18 protein-coding genes are annotated in these 17,897 nt (G+C 69.7%); 5 read left to right on the plus strand and 13 right to left on the minus strand.

Annotation, left to right across the window (positions count from 1 at the left end; translation table 11 throughout):
* Window positions 1-5: 5 nt before the first annotated feature.
* Together rlmB and CK951_RS04995 are read left to right on the plus strand one after the other, a co-directional pair.
* Window positions 6-791 (plus strand): 23S rRNA (guanosine(2251)-2'-O)-methyltransferase RlmB, encoded by a 786-nt coding sequence (gene rlmB, locus CK951_RS04990; protein ID WP_096785108.1) that lies wholly within the window; start codon window positions 6-8, stop codon window positions 789-791.
* 157 nt (window positions 792-948) lie between these two features.
* The gene (locus CK951_RS04995) at window positions 949-1,365 is read left to right on the plus strand and encodes a CoA-binding protein (RefSeq protein WP_096785109.1); all 417 of its coding nucleotides are present in this window, start codon (window positions 949-951) and stop codon (window positions 1,363-1,365) included.
* Here the strand turns inward: CK951_RS04995 and CK951_RS05000 are convergent.
* The 5 genes from CK951_RS05000 to hisB all read right to left on the minus strand — a co-directional run bounded on the left by CK951_RS05000 (window position 1,362) and on the right by hisB (window position 4,612).
* On the minus strand, window positions 1,362-1,673 hold the full coding sequence (locus CK951_RS05000) for a phosphoribosyl-ATP diphosphatase (RefSeq protein ID WP_096785110.1): 312 nt from the start codon (window positions 1,671-1,673) through the stop codon (window positions 1,362-1,364). The two genes, CK951_RS04995 and CK951_RS05000, sit on opposite strands and share 4 nt — an antisense overlap.
* Window positions 1,670-2,431 (minus strand): imidazole glycerol phosphate synthase subunit HisF, encoded by a 762-nt coding sequence (gene hisF / locus CK951_RS05005; RefSeq protein WP_096785111.1) that lies wholly within the window; start codon window positions 2,429-2,431, stop codon window positions 1,670-1,672. Before hisF ends, CK951_RS05000 begins: the two co-directional genes overlap by 4 nt.
* Before the next feature lie 77 nt (window positions 2,432-2,508).
* Window positions 2,509-3,228, minus strand: coding sequence for a 1-(5-phosphoribosyl)-5-[(5-phosphoribosylamino)methylideneamino]imidazole-4-carboxamide isomerase (gene hisA, locus CK951_RS05010; protein ID WP_096785112.1), 720 nt, complete (start codon window positions 3,226-3,228; stop codon window positions 2,509-2,511).
* A 158-nt stretch (window positions 3,229-3,386) separates the two neighbouring features.
* Window positions 3,387-4,025: an imidazole glycerol phosphate synthase subunit HisH gene (hisH, locus tag CK951_RS05015; protein ID WP_096785113.1), complete on the minus strand. Its 639-nt coding sequence runs from the start codon at window positions 4,023-4,025 to the stop codon at window positions 3,387-3,389.
* Window positions 4,025-4,612, minus strand: a complete 588-nt coding sequence (gene hisB, locus CK951_RS05020) for an imidazoleglycerol-phosphate dehydratase HisB (RefSeq protein ID WP_096785114.1) — start codon at window positions 4,610-4,612, stop codon at window positions 4,025-4,027. The genes hisH and hisB overlap by 1 nt, the downstream gene beginning before the upstream one ends.
* Before the next feature lie 235 nt (window positions 4,613-4,847).
* Here hisB and CK951_RS05025 point away from each other — a divergent pair, with 235 nt between their 5' ends.
* The gene (locus CK951_RS05025; RefSeq protein WP_096785115.1) at window positions 4,848-6,860 is read left to right on the plus strand and encodes an elongation factor G; all 2,013 of its coding nucleotides are present in this window, start codon (window positions 4,848-4,850) and stop codon (window positions 6,858-6,860) included.
* A gap of 53 nt (window positions 6,861-6,913) precedes the next feature.
* On the opposite strand, the gene CK951_RS05030 is transcribed toward CK951_RS05025, so the two are convergent.
* From CK951_RS05030 to CK951_RS05050, 5 genes are all read right to left on the minus strand, one after another.
* A complete protein-coding gene (locus CK951_RS05030) occupies window positions 6,914-8,119 on the minus strand; it encodes a TCR/Tet family MFS transporter (RefSeq protein ID WP_096787164.1) in 1,206 nt (401 codons plus the stop codon).
* Between the two features lie 102 nt (window positions 8,120-8,221).
* Window positions 8,222-8,929, minus strand: coding sequence for an alpha/beta fold hydrolase (locus CK951_RS05035; protein ID WP_096785116.1), 708 nt, complete (start codon window positions 8,927-8,929; stop codon window positions 8,222-8,224).
* Entirely contained in the window at window positions 8,922-9,710 is a 789-nt protein-coding gene (gene pcaD, locus CK951_RS05040) for a 3-oxoadipate enol-lactonase (RefSeq protein WP_096785117.1), read from the minus strand. The genes CK951_RS05035 and pcaD overlap by 8 nt, the downstream gene beginning before the upstream one ends.
* A 48-nt stretch (window positions 9,711-9,758) precedes the next feature.
* The gene (locus CK951_RS05045; protein ID WP_096785118.1) at window positions 9,759-10,736 is read right to left on the minus strand and encodes a threonine/serine dehydratase; all 978 of its coding nucleotides are present in this window, start codon (window positions 10,734-10,736) and stop codon (window positions 9,759-9,761) included.
* Complete coding sequence (locus tag CK951_RS05050; protein ID WP_096785119.1) at window positions 10,733-11,560, minus strand: alpha/beta fold hydrolase; 828 nt, start codon at window positions 11,558-11,560, stop codon at window positions 10,733-10,735. The genes CK951_RS05045 and CK951_RS05050 overlap by 4 nt, the downstream gene beginning before the upstream one ends.
* 125 nt (window positions 11,561-11,685) lie before the next feature.
* Between CK951_RS05050 and CK951_RS05055 the strand changes: the two genes are divergently transcribed.
* Window positions 11,686-13,473 (plus strand): ABC transporter transmembrane domain-containing protein, encoded by a 1,788-nt coding sequence (locus CK951_RS05055; protein WP_198402405.1) that lies wholly within the window; start codon window positions 11,686-11,688, stop codon window positions 13,471-13,473.
* Between the two features lie 110 nt (window positions 13,474-13,583).
* Complete coding sequence (locus tag CK951_RS05060; protein WP_096785120.1) at window positions 13,584-15,473, plus strand: acyl-CoA synthetase; 1,890 nt, start codon at window positions 13,584-13,586, stop codon at window positions 15,471-15,473.
* Window positions 15,474-15,543: 70 nt separating this feature from the next.
* Here CK951_RS05060 and dtd read toward each other — a convergent pair whose 3' ends face one another.
* From dtd to CK951_RS05075, 3 genes are read right to left on the minus strand one after another with little or no spacing between them, the layout of a single operon-like run.
* On the minus strand, window positions 15,544-15,981 hold the full coding sequence (gene dtd, locus CK951_RS05065; RefSeq protein ID WP_096785121.1) for a D-aminoacyl-tRNA deacylase: 438 nt from the start codon (window positions 15,979-15,981) through the stop codon (window positions 15,544-15,546).
* Window positions 15,981-16,901, minus strand: coding sequence for a carbohydrate kinase (locus tag CK951_RS05070; protein WP_096785122.1), 921 nt, complete (start codon window positions 16,899-16,901; stop codon window positions 15,981-15,983). The genes dtd and CK951_RS05070 overlap by 1 nt, the downstream gene beginning before the upstream one ends.
* A gap of 11 nt (window positions 16,902-16,912) precedes the next feature.
* Entirely contained in the window at window positions 16,913-17,872 is a 960-nt protein-coding gene (locus CK951_RS05075; RefSeq protein WP_096785123.1) for a phosphoribosylaminoimidazolesuccinocarboxamide synthase, read from the minus strand.
* Between the last annotated feature and the right edge of the window lie 25 nt (window positions 17,873-17,897).

The raw sequence follows: 17,897 nt of genomic DNA on the forward strand, positions 1-17,897 counted from the left end.
GACCGATGCCGAAACCGGTGAAGCCCGCCTGGGTGATCGACAAGGAGCGCGCCCGCCGCACCGCCGCGCAGGAGACCGTCTGGCTGTTCGGCATCCACGCGGTTCGCGACGCGCTGATGAACCCGGCGCGCAAGAAGCTGCGGCTGGTCCTGACCAAGAATGCCGCCGACCGTCTGGGTGAGGCCGTGGCGGCGGGCGGGATTGAGCCGGAGATCGTCGATCCCCGCAAGTTCGACGTGCCGATCGACGAGGGCAGCGTGCACCAGGGGGCCGCGCTAGAGGCCAAGCCGCTTGACTGGGGCCGGCTCGAGGATGTGGCCGTCTCGGGAGAGGGCGCGCCGCTGGTCGTGCTGCTCGACCGGGTGACCGATCCGCACAACGTGGGCGCCGTGCTGCGCTCGGCCGAGGTCTTCGGCGCGCGTGCGGTGATCGCGCCGCAGCGCCATTCTGCCCCCGAGACCGGCGCGCTCGCCAAGACGGCGAGCGGCGCGCTCGAGCGGCAGCCTTACCTGCGCGTCGGCAACCTCTCCGACACGATGGAGGCGCTGAAGGCGATGGGCTACCTGTTGCTCGGCCTTGAGGGCGAGGCGGAGATGACGCTGGCCGATGGGCTGGCGCAGGCGGGCAGCCGGCCGGTCGCCCTCGTCCTCGGCGCCGAAGGGCCGGGCTTGCGCGAGAAGACGCGCGAGACGTGCGACCTGCTGGTGCGCATCCCCTCCGCGGGAGGATTCGGCTCGCTCAACGTCTCGAACGCGGCTGCGGTGGCGCTCTACGCTGCCGCGACGCGATAAATTCTTCACGGATGCGCGACTGCCACTTTTCTTCCGCCTTGTGGCTCCCATGTTACAGGAGGAGCGGGGCCGGAACCCCCGTTCTACCTTCACTGTCCCTCGTTCCGCACTAGCGCCCGGCCGTTTGGTCAGGGCGCTTTTTTTTCGGGAAGGCCACATGGATCACGAGACGATCCGCCGCATCCTGCGCGAGACGCGAACCATCGCCGTCGTCGGCTGGTCACCGAACCCCGCGCGGCCCAGTCACGGCGTGGCTGCCTTCCTGAAAGCTGCGGGCTACCGTGTCATCGCGGTGAACCCGGGGCAGGCGGGCCGCGAGGCGCTGGGCGAGGTCGTCCGCGCCGATCTCGCCGCGCTGGCGGACGAAGGGGTGGACATGATCGACATCTTCCGCCGGTCCGAACATGTGCCGGAGGTGGTGCGCCAGGCGCTCGAGCATCTGCCGGATCTTCGCACCGTCTGGATGCAGCTGGGCGTGACGAGTGCCGGGGCTGCGGAGATGGCCGAAGCCAAGGGCATTGCGGTGGTGCAGGACCGCTGCCCGGCGATCGAGATCCCGCGGCTCGGTCTCTAGCCGCGGGCGGCCTTCTCGGCGATGCCCGAGGTGCCCTCGCGCTTCTCGAGTTCGGCATAGACATCGGCCAGCGCCACGTCCCGCGCCGCCAGCATCACCAGCAGGTGATAGAGCACGTCCGCGGCTTCCGAGGCGAGGCGGACGCGGTCGCCCTTTACGGCCTCGATGATCGCCTCGACGGCTTCCTCGCCGAACTTCTCGGCGCATTTCTCCGGACCCTTGGCGAGAAGCTTCGCGGTCCAGGAACTGTCGGGATCGGCGCCCTTGCGGGCCGCGACGGTGGCGGCAAGGCGGTCGAGGACGGTCATGCCAGCCTCACGGGAATGCCGGCCGCGGCCATGTGGGCCTTGGCTTCGCCGATGGTGAACTCGCCGAAATGGAAGATCGAGGCGGCGAGGACCGCACTCGCGCCGCCCTCTGTCACGCCCTCCACCAGATGATCGAGTGTGCCGACGCCGCCGCTCGCGATCACCGGGATCGCCACGGCGTCCGAGATCGCGCGCGTCAGCGGGAGGTTGAAGCCCGAGCGCGTGCCGTCGCGGTCCATCGAGGTCAGCAGGATCTCACCCGCGCCCTTGCCCGCCACCTCGCACGCGAACTCCACCGCGTCGATGCCGGTGGCGCGGCGCCCACCGTGGGTGAAGATCTCCCATCGGCCCGGCGCGACGGTCTTGGCGTCGATCGCCACCACGATGCACTGGCTGCCGAAGCGGTCGGCGGCCTCGGCGACCACATTCGGATCGGCGACGGCGGCCGAGTTGAAGCTGACCTTGTCCGCACCCGCCAGCAGCAGCGCCCGCACGTCCTGGTGCGTCCGGACGCCGCCGCCCACCGTCAGCGGCATGAAGCACTGCTCGGCCGTGCGCGTCACGAGGTCGTACATCGTGCCGCGGTTCTCGTGCGTGGCGTGGATGTCGAGGAAGCACAGCTCGTCCGCCCCCGCCGCGTCATAGGCGCGCGCGGCCTCGACCGGGTCGCCCGCGTCGCGCAGGTCGACGAAGTTCACGCCCTTGACCACGCGACCGTCGGCCACGTCGAGGCAGGGGATGATGCGGGTCTTGAGCATGGTCGTTCTCCTGCGGGCGTCCGGAAGCGGGACGTTGCGGACGTCCTAGCGCCGGCCGGCCCCTGACGGAAGTCCTTTCAGCCGCGCAGCGCCGCCAGCGCCGCCGTGAGGTCGATGGCCCCGTCATAGAGCGCCCGGCCCGAGATGGCGCCCGCGATGCTGCCCGTGTCGCGCAGGGCAATCAGGTCGGCCATCGAGGAGACCCCGCCCGAGGCGATGACCGGGATCGAGACGGCGCGGGCGAGGGCGTCGGTGGCGTCGATGTTCGGCCCCGCCATGGCGCCGTCACGGTCGATGTCGGTGTAGATGATCGCGGCCACGCCCGCATCCTCGAAGGACTGCGCAAGATCGGTCGCCATCACGTCGGTTTCCGTGGCCCAGCCCTTCGTCGCGACGCGGCCCTTGCGAGCGTCGATGCCGACGGCAACCTTTCCGGGGAAGGCCCGCGCCGCCTCGCGTACGAGGGCCGGGTTCTCGACCGCAACGGTCCCGAGGATCACGCGGGAAAGGCCCTTGGCCAGCCAGCCCTCGATGGTCGCCATGTCGCGGATGCCGCCGCCGAGCTGCGTCGGAACCTTCACGCGGGCAAGGATCGCCTCGACCGCCGCCGCGTTCACCGGATGCCCGGCGAAGGCGCCGTTCAGATCGACGAGATGCAGCCATTCGCAGCCCGCCGCCTCGAACGAGGCCGCCTGCGCCGCCGGATCGTCGCCAAAGACCGTGGCGGCCTCCATCTCGCCGCGCAGCAGGCGGACGCACTGGCCGTCCTTCAGGTCGATGGCGGGATAAAGGATCATGGCGCTCTCCGGTCTCTGGCTTTGGCGGCTTCTGGCACGGGACGCGGGAAATTCCAAGCGCCCGGCCTCGCGCAGTCCCTGCGGCCTTGGCGCCCGTCAGGGTTGATGCGAGCAGCAGCCGTCAGGGCGCTGTTGCGCCCGTTCCGGAGCGACCGGAATCAGGGTTTCCAGCGCAGGAAGTTCGCGATCAGGCGGAGGCCCGTGGTCTGGCTCTTCTCCGGGTGGAACTGCGCGCCCACCATGTTCTCGCGGCCGACGATGGCGGTGATCGCCGCGCCGTAGTCGACATGGGCCAGCCGGTCGTGGTCATGCTTCACGCGGAAATGGTAGGAATGCACGAAGTAGGCGTGATCGCCCGTCGAGATCCCCTCCAGCACCGGATGCGGGTGATCGATGATCAGGTCGTTCCAGCCCATGTGCGGCACCTTGAGATGCGCCGCCTGCGGCTCGATCCGCACCACCTCGCCGTCGATCCAGCCGAAGCCGGGCGTCTCCTCGTATTCCAGCCCCTTCGTCGCCAGCATCTGCATCCCGATGCAGATCCCGAGGAAGGGACGCGCGCGATGCGTCACCGACTCCTCGATCGCCTCGAAGAGGCCGCCGTAGCTGCCGAGCGCCCGGCGGCAGGCCGGGAAGGCGCCGTCGCCCGGCAGCACGATCCGGTCGGCGCGCGCCACATCCTCGGGCTTGTCCGAGACCAACACCTGCCCGCCGCCTACCTCGGCCGCCATGCGCTGGAACGCCTTCTCGGCCGAGTGCAGGTTGCCGCTGTCGTAATCGACCAGAACCGTCAGCATCAGAGCATGCCCTTCGTCGAGGGGATGGCGTCGGCGCGCCGCGGGTCGGGCTCCACCGCCTCGCGCAGGGCGCGGGCCACGGCCTTGAAGGCGGCCTCGGCGATGTGGTGGCTGTTCAGGCCGTGGATCATGTCGATGTGGAGCGTGATCCCCCCGTGCGTCGAGAGCGCCTGGAAGAACTCGCGCACGAGTTCGGTGTCGAAGGTGCCGATCTTCTGCGTCGGGAAGGGCAGATTGCAGATGAGGTAGGGCCGCCCCGAGAGATCGAGCGCCGAGCGCACCAGCGCATCGTCCATCGCGAGGTGGAAGCTGCCGTAACGCCGGATGCCGCGCTTGTCGCCCAAGGCCTTCGTCAGCGCCTGGCCGAGCGCGATGCCGCAATCCTCGACCGTGTGGTGGTCGTCGATGTGCAGGTCACCCTCGCAGCGCAGGGTGATGTCGATCAGCGAATGCCTGGCCAACTGGTCCACCATGTGGTCGAAGAAGCCCACCCCGGTCTTCACGTCGTAGGTCCCGGTGCCGTCGAGGTTCACCGCCACCGAAATCTCGGTCTCGGCGGTCTTGCGGGTGATCTCGGCCTTGCGCATGGAGGGCTCCTTTCCGGTCGCCGTCTTATAGGAAACCCCGCCCTCCGAGGGAAGGCCACCCGCTTGCACGGTTTCCATTGATTCAGGTCAAGGCGGGCCGGGCAGGGCGGGTGGAGCAATTCGCTCAGGCAGACCACGAAACACTGGTCAGATTTCCGGCAAAGCAGCACACTGAGCCGGGGAGAGGCGCATTCGCGCCCCTCCGCCACCGGATTGTGCGATGGGAGAACGATCCATGAGCCATCAACCATCAGGCCCTCGCTGCGCCGCACTGGTCGGCAGCTACACCTGCGGCAAGACGACCCTCTTCGAGGATCTGCTGTTCGCTGCGGGCGCCATCGACCGGCGCGGCGCTGTCAAGGACGGCAACACGGTGGGCGATGCGGCGCCCGAAGCGCGCGCCCGCCAGATGAGCACCGAGCTGTCGGTGGCGAACTTCGACTACCTCGGCGAGCCCTGGACGCTGATCGACTGCCCTGGCTCGGTCGAACTGACCTATGACGCGCAATGCGCGATGATGGTCGCGGACATCGTGGTGGTGGTGGCCGAGCCGCTGCCGGAACGCGCCGTGACGCTCTCGCCCCTCCTTCGCTTCCTCGACGACCGCAACATTCCGCACCTCGTCTACATCAACAAGATGGACCTGCCCGAGGCCACCGCCCGCGGCACGTTCGAGGCGTTGCAGGCGGTCTCGGGCCGGCCGCTGGTGCTGCGCGAGATCCCGATCCGCGATGCGGCGGGCAAGGTCACCGGCATGGTGGATCTGGTGAGCGAGCGCGCCTGGCGCTGGAACCCGCACAAGCCCTCGGACATGGTGGCGCTGCCGGACGCGCTGAAGGAAGTCGAGGGCGAGGCCCGCGCGAGCCTGCTCGAGGCGCTGGCGGATTTCGACGACGCGCTGATGTCGGAACTGCTCGACGACGTGGTGCCCTCGACCAGCGAGATCTACGAGAACCTGACCCGCGACCTGCAGAAGGACCTGATCGTGCCGGTGTTCTTCGGCTCGGCCGAGAACGAGAACGGCATCCGCCGGCTCCTGAAGGCGCTGCGCCACGAGGCGCCCGACGCCGCGGCCACCGCAGATCGGCTCGGGATCGAGGCGAAGGGCACGATGGCACAGGTGTTCAAGACGGTCTACGCCGGCCAGTCGGGCAAGATGTCCTGGGTCCGCGTCTGGTCGGGCGAGGTGAGGGACGGGATGACGCTCGGTCAGGACCGCGTCGGCTCGGTGAGCGCGCTGATGGGCCGCAAGACCACGGCCAAGGGATCGGCCGTGGCGGGCGAGGTCGTCTCGCTTGGCCGGATGGCGGGGGCGGCGACCGGGGATCTCCTCACCGAACAGGGCGTCGCCGAGGCCGACTGGCCGGTGCCCCCCGCGCCGCTTCATGCGGTGGCGATCCGCGCCGAGAAGCAGGCGGACGACGTGAAGCTCGCCGCCGCGCTGACGCGGCTGGCGGAGGAGGATCCCTCGATCACCTCGGGCCATCTGGCCGAGACGGGCGAGATGGTCCTGAGCGGGCAGGGCGAGGTGCAGCTGCAGATCGCGCTGTCGCGAATGAAGAACGAATATGGCCTCGGCGTCGCCGCGACGAAGCCCGCGATCCCCTATCGCGAGACGATCACCAAGCCTGCGACCATCCACGCCCGGCACAAGAAGCAGTCCGGCGGGCATGGCGAGTTCGCCGATGTCCATCTGGAGATCAGGCCGTTGCCGCGCGGCGAGGGCTTCGTCTTCGACGAGCGCATCACCGGCGGCGTGGTGCCGAAGAACTACATCCCGGCGGTCGAGAAGGGCGTGCAGGGGTATCTCGCCAAGGGGCCGCTGGGTCATGTGGTGGTCGATGTCGCGGTCACCCTGACCGACGGCAGCTATCACACGGTCGACAGCTCGGACATGGCGTTCCAGAAGGCCGCGCAGAAGGGCATGTCCGAGGCGATGCCCGGCTGCGGCCCGGTCCTGCTCGAGCCTGTGCTCGCCGTGACGATCTCGGTCCCGTCCGAGTTCACGCCGAAGGTGCAGCGCATCGTGACGGGGCGGCGCGGGCAGCTTCTGGGCTTTGACGCGAAGCCCGGCTGGCCAGGCTGGGACGACGTGCAGGCGTTGATGCCGCAGGGCGAGACCCATGGCCTGATCGTCGAGATCCGCTCGCAGAGCCTTGGCGTCGGCACCTACACCTGCCGGTTTGACCACCTGCAGGAACTGCACGGCCGCGAGGCCGAGCGCGTTCTGGCCACCCAGAGCGCCTGAGGAACCGCTGGCGGGGGGCGTCACGCCCTCCGCCCTCCACCCTCCGCCGGACGTCAGGCGGCGCGGCGTCTGCCGACATGCAGCAGCAGGGCTGCAACCATCAGCGCGGAGGCCAGCAGGAAGGGCGCCCCCGGCAGGTGCAGCAGGGCGCCCTCGTGGGTGAAGGCCCGGAAGGCGGCCGTCATCACCAGCGGCGAGACGATCATCGCGATGGCATTGAGCGAGGCGAGCAGGCCCTGCAGCTCTCCCTGCGCATCCGCGGGCGTTCCGCGCGACAGGATCGACTGCAGCGCCGGCGTCACCACGCCCCCGAGCGCGGTGATCGGGATCACGACGAGCGCGCCGAGCGGCGAGGTCAGGAAGCCGAAGACCGCCAGCGTCACGATATCGACCCAGATGCCCCAGAACGCGGTGCGATGCTCGCCCAGCTTGCGGATCGCAGGCCCCACCAGTGCCACCTGACCCACCGCGAAGCTGATGCCGTAAAGCGCGAGCGAGGCCCCGACCATGCCCGCGCCCCAGCCGAACTGCGCATGGCCGTAGAACGCCCAGACCGCCGGATAGACGTTCATCGCGATGCCGAGGATCAGGAAGACCAGCAGCGGCCGCCGCAGCCCCGGCAGATGCGCCACCGCCCGGAAGGCGCCGAGCGGATTGGCCCGCGCCAGCGAGAACGGGCGGCGGGTCGCGTCGGTCACGGTCTCGGGCAGGATCAGGCTGCCGAGGCATAGGTTCAGCACCGCCATCAGCGCTGCGCCATAGAAGGGCGCACGGATGTCGAGCCCTGCCAGAAGCCCGCCCATCGCAGGCCCGAGAACAAAGCCGATGCCGAACCCTGCCCCGATCAGGGCGAAGCGCTTGCCGCGGTCCTCGGGCGGGGTCACGTCGGCGATGAAGGCCGATGCCGTGGCATAGGTCGCCGAGACGATCCCCGCCACGATCCGCGCCGCCAGCAGGATCGTGATGGTCGGCGCCAGCGCCATCGCCAGATAGGTCGCGGACATGATGACCAGCGAGCCGAGCAGGATCGGCCGCCGCCCGAACCGGTCGGACAGGCTGCCGATGGTCGGCCCGAACAGGAACTGCATCACCGCGAACGAGGCGGACAGGAGCCCGCCCCAGACGGCCGCCTCGGACAGCGTCCGCCCCGTCACCTCGAGGATCAGCTCCGGCATGACGGGGAAGATCAGGCCGATGCCGATGGCGTCCAGCGTGACGGTGATGAGGATGAAGGCGAGGGCGAGCCGGGGGCTTTGCATCATGGGTCCGCGTCGGGGTCGCGCGACCCTATCCGCGGCCCGGTGCACGGGAAAGCGGTTTTGCGGCCACGTCGATGAGACCTTTTGCCAGAGGTCCGGGCGTCAGGCCGCCACCTCGATCAGCCGCCGCGCAAGGGCTTCCGGGCAGCTCAGGAAGGGCGAGTGCGAAGCGTCGAGGGTCGAGACGGTGCCGTCCGGCCAGCCCTCGGTCATGGCTGCCTGATATTCCGGCGGGATCGCACGGTCCTGCAGGCAGCGGATGTAGTGCTTCGGCACCGAATGGTAGCGCGCGGTCAGCGTCACGGGCTGTTCCTGCGGCAGGATCGGCTGCGGGCCGAGGCGGGAGGCCGCAAAGGCGCGCGCCGCCTCGGTGCAGTCGTGATACAGCCGGTCGGCGGTCAGCGCGGGATCGAAGGTGAAGCTCTGCCGGTCCGGCGCGATCACGATGGCGTCGCGCAAGGGCTGGCGCGGCCCGGCGCGGCGCATCGAGGCGACCGACATGCCGCTGCGCGGCGCATATGCGCAGAGGTAGATCAGCCGGGCGATCTTCTCCGGCGCCTTCTCGGCCGCGGCCGAGATCGGCAGGCCCGCCATGGAATGCCCGACCAGCGTCACGGGCGCTTCGATGGCTGCAAGGATCGCCTCGGCATAGCGGTCCAGCGTGACCTGGGCGATCGGCGTCGGGTCCGCGCCGTGCGAGGGCAGGTCGATGGCCCGGGCATGGTGGCCTGCAGCCTGAAGGGCCGCGATCACGTCGCGCCAGCACCACGCACCGTGGCACGAGCCGTGGATCAGCAGGAAGTCAGACATGGCCGATGGACTTGAGGAACGCGGTGATCAGCGCCGCCGTCTCGGCCGGCTTGTCGATCGAGGGGACGTGGCCCGCGCCGCGGATGATCTCGAACCGGCTGCCCTTGATCAGCTCGGCCGTCTCGCGCACCAGATCGGGCGGGGTGGAGCCGTCCTCGGAACCCACGATCGCCAGCGTCGGCAGCGTCAGCCGCGCTGTCGTCGAATAGAAGTCGGTGCCCGCAATCGCCGCCGCGCCCCCGGCATAGCCGTCCGGGTTGCCCTCGATGAACCGCTCGCGCCAGATCTGGCCCTCGGGGCTGGCGCGGAACGCCGGCGGGAACCAGCGCTTCATCGTCGGATCGGCGAGCGATTCGAGGCCGTAGCTGCGCGCCTGGTCGATGCGGTCCTGCCAGAGTTCCGCCGTGCCGATCTTCGCCGCCGTGTCGCACAGCACCAGCGCCCGGATCAGGTCGAGGCGTTTCACCGCGATGCCTTGCGCGATCATGCCGCCGATCGAGCAACCGACGAAGACCGCATCCCGCAGCGACAGCGCATCCATCAGCCGCTCGGCGTCGCGGATCAGTGCGCCCATGGCATAGGGCGGCTCGGGCACTTCCGACAGCCCGTGCCCGCGCAGGTCGTAGCGCACGAGGCGAAGCTCCTGCGGCAAGAGCGGGATGAGGTTGTCCCAGATCCTCAGGTCCGAGCCGAGCGCATGGGCGAAGACGACCGGCGCGCCCGTGGCGGTGCCCTCGTCGCGGTAGTGCAGGCGGAGGTCGGCGAACTCGATCTCTGGCATTGCATGGTTTCCCAAGGGCTTGCCGTTCGCGAAGCGCGAATGGCGGGGTCAGTCGGCAAGGCGCGACAGCGCATGGGCGAAAAGCGCCGGATCGACGTTCCCGCCCGAGGCGGTGCAGATCACGGCGTCTCCCGCAATGGCCTCGGGCCGGAACAGCGCCGCGGCAAGGGCCACCGCACCCCCCGGCTCCAGCACGATCTTCAGCCGCAGGAAGGCCAGGGCGATGGCCCTCAGCGCCTCGTCGTCGGTGACGGCAAGGCCCGGGCCGCAGAGACGGGCGAGGATCGGGAAGGTGATCCGCCCCGGTTCCGGGGTGACGATGGCGTCGCAGATCGACCCCGAAAGCGCCTCGTTGCGCAGGATCCGGCCGGCGGCGAGGCTGCGGGCGGTGTCGTCGAAGCCCGCAGGCTCGGCCGGGCGCACCCGAAGGCCCGGCGCCCGCGACTCGAGCGCCAGCGCGATGCCTGCGGTCAGGCCCCCGCCGCCGCAACAGGTCAGCACGTCGGCCTGCGTGATGCCTGCCTCGGCCGCCTGCTCGGCGATCTCGAGGCCGACGCTGCCCTGTCCCGCGATCACCAGCGGCTCGTCGAAGGGTCGGATCAGCGTCAGCCCGCGCTCCTCCGCCAGCCGCGCCCCGATCGCGTCACGGTCGCCGGTCACCCGGTCATAGAGGATCACCTCGGCCCCCAGCGCCCGGGTGTTGTCGATCTTCAGCTTCGGCGCGTCCTCGGGCATGATGATGACTGACGGCACGCCATGCAGCTTCGCCGCGTAAGCCACGCCCTGCGCATGATTTCCCGAGGAAAACGCGATCACGCCGCGCGCCCGTGCGGCAGGCTCCAGCGCCGAGAGCGCCGACCAGGCGCCGCGGAACTTGAACGATCCGGTGTGCTGCAGGCACTCGGCCTTGACCAGCACGCGCCGGCCCGCGATCTCGTCAAGGAAGGGCGAGGACAGGAGCGGTGTCCGCCGTGCATGGCCCTGAAGCCGCGCCGCCGCGGCCTCGATCATCGCGATGTCCGTCATTGGGCGGCCGAAAGGAAGGCGCGGATCGCCTGCAGGCTCTCCGGCTCGTCGAGGAAGGGGATATGCGCGCGCCCCGGCACCTCGGTCAGGATCATGTCGGGCCGGCGGCGCCGCATCTCGGCCACGGTGGCGGGCGACAGCAGGTCCGAGTTCGCCCCCCGGATCAGCGCCAGCGGCAGCCCCGAGCAGGCGTCGAACAGCGGCCAGAGATCCGGCGGCTCGCCCCCCATGGCCGCGATGAAGGCCTCGCGCAGTTCGGGGTCATAGGTGATCCGCAGCCCGTCGGGCGTCTCGGCGTAGTGCAGCCGCGCCTCGGCCATCCAGCGGTCGTCGGGCACGCCGGCGAATCCGGTCATCAGCCAGGGCAGGGCAGCCGCCAGCTCGGCATGGCTGCCGAGGGCGGGGTTGCGTCCGACGTAGTTGAAGATCCGCTCCAGCCCCGAGCGCTCGATCACCGGGCCCACGTCGTTCAGGCAAAGGCCGCGCAGCCGGTCCTTCGCCGTCGCCGCGAGAAGCATTCCGATCATCCCCCCGCGCGAGGTGCCAAGGATCGCCGCGCGGTCAACGCCAAGGTGGTCAAGCAGGTCCAGCGCGTCGCGCGCCTCCTGCGGGACCGTATAGGTCGCGCTGCCGGTCCAGGGCGAGGCGCCCCGGCCGCGGTAGTCCGGGCGGATCAGGCGGATGCCCGCGGGCAGGTGCGGCCTGAGATAGTCGAAGTCCGCCCCCGTCCGGGTCAGGCCCGCGAGGCAGAGCAGCGGCAGCCCTTCGCCCTCGTCGGTGAAGGCGAGGCGGGCGCCGTCGCTGGCGGTGAAGAACTGCGGCATGTCTCGCTTCCGTCGCGTCTGGTCGGGCGAGAGCCTTGCACAGCTTTGCGAGAGGTTAAAGCCCGCGCTTGCCGCGAGGCGCTTTGCGCCCTAAACCACGGCCCGACAACAGGAGGACGGGACGCATGGCACGGAAACCCACGACCCAGCTCGAGGATCGTCCGACGTCGAAACGCATGGGCGCGCTGCGCGGCCTTGTCCCCTTCCTCGCGCCCTACCGCAAGCTGACCTTCGGCGCGCTCGGCGCGCTGGTGCTGACCGCCGTGATCAGCCTGATCCTGCCGGTCACCGTGCGCCGCATCGTCGACGGGTTCATGGAGAACAACGCGGCGCTGCTGGACGAATATTTCGCCGCCGCCCTGTTCATCGCTGCCGCCCTCGCGCTTGGGACGGGGCTGCGCTACTACCTCGTCACGCGGCTCGGCGAGCGCGTGGTGGCCGACATCCGCCGCGCGCTTTTCGACCGGATGATGGGCATGAGCCCCGCCTTCTTCGAGCGCATCATGACCGGCGAGGTGTTGTCGCGCCTGACCACGGACACCACGCTGATCCTGTCGGTGATCGGATCCTCGGTCTCGGTGGCGCTGCGCAACCTCCTGATCCTGCTGGGCGGGCTGGTGCTGCTGCTGTTCACCTCGACCAAGCTCACCGGCCTCGTGCTGCTGATCGTGCCGCTGGTGGTGGTGCCGATCGTGATCCTCGGCCGCAAGCTGCGGCGCCTCTCGCGCGAGAACCAGGACTGGATCGCGCAATCCTCGGGCGACGCCTCCGAGGCGCTGCTGTCGGTGCAGACGGTGCAGGCCTTCACCCACGAGCGCCAGTCGCGCGACCGCTTCGGCGAGGTGACCGAGAAGTCGTTCCTGTCGGCGAAGGAGCGCATCGGCACGCGGGCGATCATGACGGTGATCGTGATCTTCCTCGTCTTCACCGGCATCGTGGGCGTGCTGTGGGTGGGCGCGCGGGACGTGCGCTCGGGCGACATGACGCCGGGCGAGATGGTGCAGTTCCTGATCTATGCCGTGATGGTGGCGGGATCGGTCGGCGCGCTCTCGGAAATCTGGAGCGAGCTTCAGCGCGCCGCCGGCGCGACCGAGCGGCTGAACGAGCTGCTCAATGCCGACGACCCGGTGCGGGACCCGGCCCGGCCGGTGCCGCTGCCGCGCCCGGTGCGCGGCGAAATCCGGTTCGAGGACGTGCGCTTCCGCTATCCCGCGCGGCCCGAGGTCTCGGCGCTGGCCGGAGTCGATCTGGTGGTCAATCCGGGCGAGACGGTGGCGCTGGTCGGCCCATCGGGCGCGGGCAAGACCACGATCCTGCAACTCCTCCAGCGCTTCTACGATCCCCAGCACGGCTCGGTGAAGATCGACGGCATCGACCTGCGCGACATGGCCCGCGACGACTTCCGCCGCGCCATCGCGCTGGTGCCGCAGGACCCGGTGATCTTCGCCACCTCCGCGCGCGAGAACATCCGCTTCGGCCGCCCCGACGCCACGGATGCCGAGGTCGAGGACGCCGCCCGCGCCGCCGCGGCGCATGACTTCCTGTCGATCCTGCCGCAGGGCTACGAGACCTATGTGGGCGAGCGTGGCGTCATGCTCTCGGGCGGGCAGAAGCAGCGCGTGGCGCTGGCCCGCGCGATCCTGCGGGGCGCGAAGATCCTGCTGCTGGACGAGGCGACCTCGGCGCTGGATGCCGAAAGCGAGCGCGCGGTGCAGACGGCCGTCGAGGCCATGGCGCATGACCGCACGACGCTGGTCGTCGCGCACCGGCTGGCGACCGTGAAGCGCGCCGACCGCATCGTGGTCTTCGATCAGGGCCGCATCGTCGCCACCGGCACGCATGACCAGCTGGTGGCCGAGGATGGGCTTTACGCCCGGCTTGCCCGGCTCCAGTTCACCGACGGCCTCGTCTGACGTTGCGTTTGTCGCGGGCCGGCGCCTTGCCGTCCGCGACGAAACACCCCATCGTTCTTCTCAAGAACAAGAGGGTCCCCGGAGCAACGGGAGACCGGGAGGAGGAAAGAATGGGGAGTTTCGCCTGCGCCGCCGATCTGAAGGCGATCGAGGCCGAAGGGGCATGGGCGGATCTCGCCAACCCGCGGACCATGCATCGCTTCCTTGGCCGGGCGGCGGTCTACCATGCCGACCGGCCCGCGATCAGCTTCCAGTTGCTGTCCGGCCCCCGCAGCCGGGCCGAGACCCTGACCTGGGGCGAGCTGCACCGCCGGGTGACGCAGGCCGCCAACCTGTTCCGCAGCCTCGGCGTCGGGCCGAAGGACGTGGTGGCCTTCGTTCTGCCGAATGCGACCGAGACGGTGGTGACGCTGCTTGCCGGGGCCGTGGCCGGGATCGTCAACCCGATCAACCCCTTGCTCGAGGCGGACCAGATCGCCGCGATCCTGCGCGAGACCAAGGCGAAGGTGGTGGTGACGCTGCGCGCCTTCCCGAAGACCGATGTGGCGCAGAAGGTCGCCGAGGCGGTGCGCCACGCGCCGCAGGTCGATACCGTGCTCGAGGTCGACCTGCTGCGCTACCTCGGGCCGCCGAAAAGCCTGATCGTGCCACTGATCCGGCCGAAGAACCCCGTCCGCCACAGTGCGCGCGTCCTGTCCTTCGCGGCCGAGGTGGCGCGGCAGCCCGGGACACTGAGCTTCGCCGACCCCGAGGAGGACCGGGTCGCTGCCTATTTCCACACCGGCGGCACGACCGGCATGCCGAAGGTGGCGCAGCACAAGGTCTCGGGCATGATCTACAATGGCTGGTGCGGGCAGCGGCTGCTGTTCCGCCCCTCGGACACGGTGATGTGCCCGCTGCCGCTGTTCCATGTCTTCGCGGCCTATCCGATCCTGATGTCGATGATCGCAAGCGGCTCGCATGTGGTGTTTCCCACGCCCGCCGGCTACCGCGGCGAGGGGGTGTTCGACAACCTCTGGAAACTGATCGAGCGCTGGCGCTGCACCTATCTCGTGACCGTGCCCACCGCGCTGGCCGCCCTGATGCAGCGGCCGATCGACGCCGACGTCAGCTCGCTGCGTGGGGCCTTCTCGGGTTCGGCTCCGCTGCCGGTCGAACTCTTCAACCGCTTCGAGAAGGCGACGGGAGTGCAGATCGTCGAGGGCTACGGCCTGACCGAATGCACCTGCCTCGTCTCGGTCAACCCGCCGGAAGGCGCGAAGAAGATCGGTTCGGTCGGCCTGCCGTTTCCGCACACCCACATCCGCATCCTGCATTCCAACGGCAACGGCCATGTGCTGAAGGAATGCGGGGTGGATGAGGTGGGCGAGATCTGCGTCGCCAATCCCGGCGTCTTCGAAGGCTCGACCTATACCGAGGAGGACAAGAATCACGGCCTTTTTGCCGAAGACCGGTTCCTGCGCACCGGCGATCTCGGCCGGATCGACGCGGATGGCTACCTGTTCATCACCGGGCGGGCGAAGGACCTGATCATCCGGGGCGGTCACAACATCGATCCGGCCGAGATCGAGGACGCGCTGATCAGCCATCCGGCGGTCAGCTTCGTCGGCGCGATCGGCCAGCCCGACGCCTTCGCGGGCGAACTGCCCTGCGCCTATGTCGAACTGGTCGCGGGCGCCGAGGTGACCGAGGCGGAACTGCTCGATCACGCCCGCGACCGCATCCACGAGCGTGCGGCAGTGCCGAAATACGTGGAGATCCTGCCGGAACTGCCCAAGACCGCCGTGGGCAAGATCTTCAAGCCGGACCTGCGCCGTCGCGCCATCGCCCGGGTCTATGACGCGGCGATGGAGACGGCCGGGATCGAGGCGCGGGTGGCCGAGGTGGTCGAGGACCGCAAGCGCGGCCTCGTCGCCCGGCTGGAGCGGACGGGCGAGGTGGACGAGGACAAGCTCGCCCGCGTGCTGGGCGAGTTCACGCGGCCCTGGGAATGGGCCTGAGGCGGTATTTCAACGGAGCCTGAATCCGGTCCGAGGGAGCCGGCGTCGCCCGGCCCTATGCATCGTGCGATCAGCTTTCCAGCCAGATCGTCACCGGGCCGTCGTTCAGCAGGCTCACCTTCATGTCCGCGCCGAACCGACCCTTGGCAGTGGGCACGCCCTCCGCCTGCATGCGGGTGGCGAAATACTCGTAAAGCCGCTCGCCCTCGTCCGGCGCGGCGGCGGTCGAGAAGCCGGGCCGGTTTCCGCGGCTCGTGTCGGCGGCCAGCGTGAACTGGCTGACGACGAGGGCCGAGCCGCCGGTGTCCCGGACCGAGCGGTTCATCTTTCCACCTTCGTCCTTGAAGATCCGCAGCTTGGCGATCTTGGCGGCAAGGGTGTCGGCCTCGGCTTCGCCGTCGCCCTGCATGGCGCAGACAAGGATCAGCAGTCCCGGGCCGATCTCGCCCACCGTCTCGCTCTCGACCACGACCGAGGCATGGGCGACCCGCTGGACAAGCGCCCGCATCAGAGCTCGTCCGCCCAGGGCGGGTTGGCGCCCGGCCGCGAGACGGTGACGGCGGCCGCGCGGGTGCCGAGCGACAGCGCCGCGTCCAGAACGTCATCCGGCAAGGCGGCAAGCGTCGCCTTGCTCAGCGCGCCGGCCTCGTGCAGCGCGGCAAGGGCGCCTGCGTTGAACGTGTCGCCCGCACCCACGGTATCGGCCACCCTCACGGGCGTGGCCGCGGAGAAGCGGTCCTGCGTGGCGGTGACGGCCCGCGCGCCCTTCGCGCCTTCGGTGATCAGCACGAGGTGCGGGCCGCGCGCCAGGATCCCGCGGGCCAGCGTCACGAGGTCGCCTTCGCCCTCCAGCCAGTGCAGATCCTCGTCGGAGAGCTTCACGATGTCGGCAAGCGCGATCATCCGCCCGATCCGGGCGCGGTAGCTGGCGGCATCCGTGATGAAGCCGGGACGGATGTTCGGATCGAGCATCGTGACCCGCGTCGCCGCCTCGCGCGCCATCAGCGCCTCGTAGGTGGCGGCCGCAGGCTCGTTGACCAGAGAGATGCCGCCGAGGAACAGCGTGCTGACCGTCTCGGGCAGCGCCGGGAGATCGGCGGGGGCGAGCATGCGGCCGGCGGTGTTCTCGTCGTAGAAGGTGTAGGTTGCCTGGCCGCCCGTCAGCCGCACGAAGGCGAGCGTGGTGGGCCGGTCCGACCGCGCGCAGAGCGAGGTATCGACCTGGCTTGCCGCCAGCGTGTCGGCAAGCTGCATCCCGAAGAGGTCGTTCGAGAGGCCCGAGAAGAACCCCGCCGGCGCGCCTAACCGGCCGAGTGCAATGGCCGTGTTGAACACCGCGCCGCCCGCATGGGGGGCGAAGGCGGCCTCACCCGCCGCGGTCTCGCGCGGCAGCATGTCGATCAGGGCTTCTCCGCAGCACAGGATCATGGGACCTCCGGTCAGGTCGTGAAATAGGGGCCGAGGTTGGCCCGGATACGCGCCAGCGGGGTCTCGCCCGACATGTCGGGCTCGAACCGGCGGCCGGTGATGGTCTCGTAGGCCTCGATATAGACCGCCGAGGTCTTCGCGATCATCTCGGCCGGGATCTCGGGGATCTCGTCGGCGTAGGGGTCGCAGCGCGCGGCGACCCAGGCGCGGATCACGTCCTTGTCGAACGACGGCGGGCGGGAGCCGTCGCGGAACGCCTGCTCATAGCCCTCGGCGATCCAGTAGCGGCTCGAGTCCGGCGTGTGGATCTCGTCCGCGATCAGGATGTTGCCCGCCTCGTCGGTGCCAAATTCGTACTTGGTGTCGACGAGGATCAGCCCGCGCTCGGCCGCCATCTTCTGCCCGCGGGCAAAGAGCGCGAGCGCCTTTTCCGACACCTCGTCCCATTGCGCCTGCGTCAGCAGCCCCTGGCCCACGATCTCGGCGGCCGTCAGCGGTTCGTCATGGCCACCGTCGAACGCCTTCGAGGTCGGGGTGATGATCGGCTGCGGCAGCGCCTGATTGTCCTTCAACCCGTCGGGCAGGCGGTGGCCATACATCTCGCGCTGGCCCTGCTTGTAGAGCGTCAGGATCGAGGTGCCGGTGGTGCCCGCCAGATAGCCGCGCACCACGACCTCGACCGGCAGGATAGTCAGGCGCTTGCCGATCACCACGTTCGGATCGGGATAGGCGAGGACGTGGTTCGGGCAAATGTCCGCCGTCGCATCGAACCAGTAGCGCGCGGTCTGGGTCAGCACCTGACCCTTCCACGGGATCGCGGCGAGGATGCGGTCGAAGGCCGAGATCCGGTCGGACGAGATCAGGATGCGCCGCCCGTCGGGCAGGTCGTAGCAGTCGCGAACCTTGCCGTAATAGGGGTTCGGAAGCTCGGGGATATGCGCCTCGGGCAGGACGCGGGAGAGGTCGGGCATCGGGGCCTCCGGTGGCTGGTGCCGG

This window comes from Rhodobacter sp. CZR27 (assembly GCF_002407205.1).
In the GTDB taxonomy this organism is placed as follows: Bacteria; Pseudomonadota; Alphaproteobacteria; order Rhodobacterales; family Rhodobacteraceae; genus Cereibacter_A.

What these genes read in the sequence shown, in the direction of transcription:
- rlmB (WP_096785108.1), top strand. Translation starts at nt 6, where the DNA reads ATGCCGAAACCGGTGAAGCCCGCCTGGGTGATCGACAAGGAGCGCGCC.
- CK951_RS04995 (WP_096785109.1), top strand. Translation starts at nt 949, where the DNA reads ATGGATCACGAGACGATCCGCCGCATCCTGCGCGAGACGCGAACCATC.
- CK951_RS05000 (WP_096785110.1), bottom strand. Translation starts at nt 1,673, where the DNA reads ATGACCGTCCTCGACCGCCTTGCCGCCACCGTCGCGGCCCGCAAGGGC.
- hisF (WP_096785111.1), bottom strand. Translation starts at nt 2,431, where the DNA reads ATGCTCAAGACCCGCATCATCCCCTGCCTCGACGTGGCCGACGGTCGC.
- hisA (WP_096785112.1), bottom strand. Translation starts at nt 3,228, where the DNA reads ATGATCCTTTATCCCGCCATCGACCTGAAGGACGGCCAGTGCGTCCGC.
- hisH (WP_096785113.1), bottom strand. Translation starts at nt 4,025, where the DNA reads ATGCTGACGGTTCTGGTCGATTACGACAGCGGCAACCTGCACTCGGCC.
- hisB (WP_096785114.1), bottom strand. Translation starts at nt 4,612, where the DNA reads ATGCGCAAGGCCGAGATCACCCGCAAGACCGCCGAGACCGAGATTTCG.
- CK951_RS05025 (WP_096785115.1), top strand. Translation starts at nt 4,848, where the DNA reads ATGAGCCATCAACCATCAGGCCCTCGCTGCGCCGCACTGGTCGGCAGC.
- CK951_RS05030 (WP_096787164.1), bottom strand. Translation starts at nt 8,119, where the DNA reads ATGCAAAGCCCCCGGCTCGCCCTCGCCTTCATCCTCATCACCGTCACG.
- CK951_RS05035 (WP_096785116.1), bottom strand. Translation starts at nt 8,929, where the DNA reads ATGTCTGACTTCCTGCTGATCCACGGCTCGTGCCACGGTGCGTGGTGC.
- pcaD (WP_096785117.1), bottom strand. Translation starts at nt 9,710, where the DNA reads ATGCCAGAGATCGAGTTCGCCGACCTCCGCCTGCACTACCGCGACGAG.
- CK951_RS05045 (WP_096785118.1), bottom strand. Translation starts at nt 10,736, where the DNA reads ATGACGGACATCGCGATGATCGAGGCCGCGGCGGCGCGGCTTCAGGGC.
- CK951_RS05050 (WP_096785119.1), bottom strand. Translation starts at nt 11,560, where the DNA reads ATGCCGCAGTTCTTCACCGCCAGCGACGGCGCCCGCCTCGCCTTCACC.
- CK951_RS05055 (WP_198402405.1), top strand. Translation starts at nt 11,686, where the DNA reads ATGGCACGGAAACCCACGACCCAGCTCGAGGATCGTCCGACGTCGAAA.
- CK951_RS05060 (WP_096785120.1), top strand. Translation starts at nt 13,584, where the DNA reads ATGGGGAGTTTCGCCTGCGCCGCCGATCTGAAGGCGATCGAGGCCGAA.
- dtd (WP_096785121.1), bottom strand. Translation starts at nt 15,981, where the DNA reads ATGCGGGCGCTTGTCCAGCGGGTCGCCCATGCCTCGGTCGTGGTCGAG.
- CK951_RS05070 (WP_096785122.1), bottom strand. Translation starts at nt 16,901, where the DNA reads ATGATCCTGTGCTGCGGAGAAGCCCTGATCGACATGCTGCCGCGCGAG.
- CK951_RS05075 (WP_096785123.1), bottom strand. Translation starts at nt 17,872, where the DNA reads ATGCCCGACCTCTCCCGCGTCCTGCCCGAGGCGCATATCCCCGAGCTT.